The organism is Bifidobacterium sp. LH_416 (genome assembly GCF_056357055.1).
In genome coordinates, this window is sequence record NZ_JBKEVJ010000010.1 from 1 (window position 1) to 2,208 (window position 2,208).

Here is a 2,208-nt window from a genome sequence, read left to right on the forward strand (position 1 = left end):
CGCTGCGGCGGCCGTGTTCCCGTTGCGCGGATCCCCGCCCCATGTCCTCCTGTTCCCGTCATCAACCAGAAAGGAACGGAACAATGAAGAACGACAACAACCAGACCACCACCGAAATCAAGACCATCTCCTATGGAAACGTCACGCTCAAGGTCCACAAGGGATCCTACGGTCTCGGCGAATACCGGTACTCCGTCGAAATCTGGCATCGCGCATACGGCAACTGGGTCAATGCCGGCTACGGACGATACTGCAAAACCGAAAAGGAGACCGAGGAATACATCGCCGGCGTGCTCGAAGGAACGAGCCCGGCCGGTGCAAGCCCGGCAATCTGAAACCGATGCGGGGTCCGGCCCCGCATCATCCAGAAACCGGTGTGACATATCAAAAAGAGCGACGTGGACACCCAATACCGGAGCAAAGTGAGATGACGGAATGTGATATCATTTGTATAGACAGAATATATACAAATGATTGGAGTAATGATGACGATGACTATGGTGAACATTCGCATGGACGGTAAAACCAAAAGCGACATGGCCAAGGTGTGCGACGAACTGGGGCTTAGCATGAGCGCCGCGTTCAACATCTTCGCCAAGACCGTGGTAAGGGAGAAACGCATCCCATTCGAAGTGACCGCCGATCCGTTCTATTCCACATCCAATATCAGCAGGCTTGAAAAAGCCGCGGAAAGGATGGACGCCGGACGAGGACAATCACATGAGCTAATGGAGAACTAGCCAGATGCGAAAGTTATGGGATGAAGGCGCCTGGGACGATTATCTCCTCTGGCAGCGAACTGACAAGAAGAAGCTGGCCCGCATCAACGCCCTGATCAAAGACATTGAACGAAACGGGATGGCGCAGGGAATAGGATTGCCCGAACCGCTGCGCGGAAATCTCTCCGGATGGTGGTCCAGAAGAATCGACCATGAACACAGACTCGTATACCGGATACAAGGCGTGGGAAATGAGATGAGAATCGAAATCATCGGCTGCAGAACCCATTACGGGAAAAGCTGAAAAACAAGGCAGGGGAATGCGCGGAAACGAGACGCTCCGGTATATGAGGGCCGGGAAAACCCGCGGCCGACCGACTCCAAGGGGATGCCGCCGACGATGGCGGCCCCTTTCCTTGTGACCGCATTCGGGGTGAGCGCAAGCGGGCGGATTCCGACGGCAGAAGGTGCCATGTCGGAGTACCGCCTTTTCTCTTCTTTTGCGGCGCGATGTCCGACGCGCGGTGTATTGCCATACTTTACAATACATCTCACATGATGTATTATATGGGTATCGGGAAAGCGACGAAGCGAAAGGAACGAGCCCGCCATGAAAATCACATTGAAGGAATATGCCGAAAACCACGGCAAGGCACCCGTCAGCGTACGGCAGATGATCGCCCGCGGCAGCCTCAAAACCGCCGAGAAAATCGGAGGCAACTGGATGATCGACGCCAATGAACCCTACCCCGACAACCGACGCAAGGACAGTGAAGGCGCGTTCGAAATGCGGCACGGCATGTATGTGATCGACGAGATCGCCTACCGGACGGGCCACGAGACCACCTACGTGCGCATCGGCGACCAATGGTACCGGAAGGGCAAATGCCGCCGTCAGCTCGACACAACCAACCCGGCACCCGTACTCATGCCCGCGGACCCCTGGAAGGCGAACCCGACCGGCAAGCGCAACGAGAACTGGTTCTTCGCCGCCCAGAACTACGGATGCCTGCCCCGTGACACAACGTTCATCCGTGACAGCCTCAAACGAGCCGCCAGCGAGGACGAGATAGCCGCCATCGCCGCCAAGCACGACGCGACCAAAACCGGCGAGAAGGACGAGACATTGGGCCGCTTCTACGGACCCGAATACGAGGTAACCATCCGCAAGACCATCCTCCAGCTCCCTGAAGGCGTCAATCCGATCACGGTCGAACATGAACTCCGCTCCCAAGGCATCGAGGCGAGCAGCGACGGCGGACGATCCGTCACCATCCGCATCGGCTGAAATGCCGACCGTCAAAATCCATTCAATATCAGCAGGCTCGAAAAGACCACGGAAAGGATGGAAGCCGGACGAGGACAATCACATGGACCAAATCGAATACGCCGCCCGACGAGACGGGTACATCGATAAGAACGGTCGCGTCAACAAGAGCGACTACTATCGTGCCCTCATCATGGCCGACGCCGCAGCACATCACGAGGA

General features: G+C 56.6%; 4 protein-coding genes. All 4 read left to right on the top strand.

Annotation, left to right across the window (positions count from 1 at the left end):
• The first annotated feature begins 83 nt into the window (after positions 1-83).
• The 4 genes from AC1AY0_RS11685 to AC1AY0_RS11700 all read left to right on the top strand — a co-directional run bounded on the left by AC1AY0_RS11685 (position 84) and on the right by AC1AY0_RS11700 (position 2,007).
• Positions 84-335, top strand: a complete 252-nt coding sequence (locus AC1AY0_RS11685; RefSeq protein WP_476526486.1) for a hypothetical protein — start codon at positions 84-86, stop codon at positions 333-335.
• 147 nt (positions 336-482) lie between these two features.
• Entirely contained in the window at positions 483-740 is a 258-nt protein-coding gene (locus tag AC1AY0_RS11690; RefSeq protein ID WP_476526488.1) for a type II toxin-antitoxin system RelB/DinJ family antitoxin, read from the top strand.
• Positions 741-744: 4 nt separating this feature from the next.
• Positions 745-1,023: a Txe/YoeB family addiction module toxin gene (locus AC1AY0_RS11695; RefSeq protein ID WP_476526490.1), complete on the top strand. Its 279-nt coding sequence runs from the start codon at positions 745-747 to the stop codon at positions 1,021-1,023.
• A 306-nt stretch (positions 1,024-1,329) separates the two neighbouring features.
• Positions 1,330-2,007 (top strand): hypothetical protein, encoded by a 678-nt coding sequence (locus tag AC1AY0_RS11700; RefSeq protein ID WP_476526492.1) that lies wholly within the window; start codon positions 1,330-1,332, stop codon positions 2,005-2,007.
• Positions 2,008-2,208: the final 201 nt, after the last annotated feature.

Coding starts and splice junctions, on each gene's coding strand:
- AC1AY0_RS11685 (WP_476526486.1), top strand. CDS start 84: ATGAAGAACGACAACAACCAGACCACCACCGAAATCAAGACCATCTCC.
- AC1AY0_RS11690 (WP_476526488.1), top strand. CDS start 483: ATGATGACGATGACTATGGTGAACATTCGCATGGACGGTAAAACCAAA.
- AC1AY0_RS11695 (WP_476526490.1), top strand. CDS start 745: ATGCGAAAGTTATGGGATGAAGGCGCCTGGGACGATTATCTCCTCTGG.
- AC1AY0_RS11700 (WP_476526492.1), top strand. CDS start 1,330: ATGAAAATCACATTGAAGGAATATGCCGAAAACCACGGCAAGGCACCC.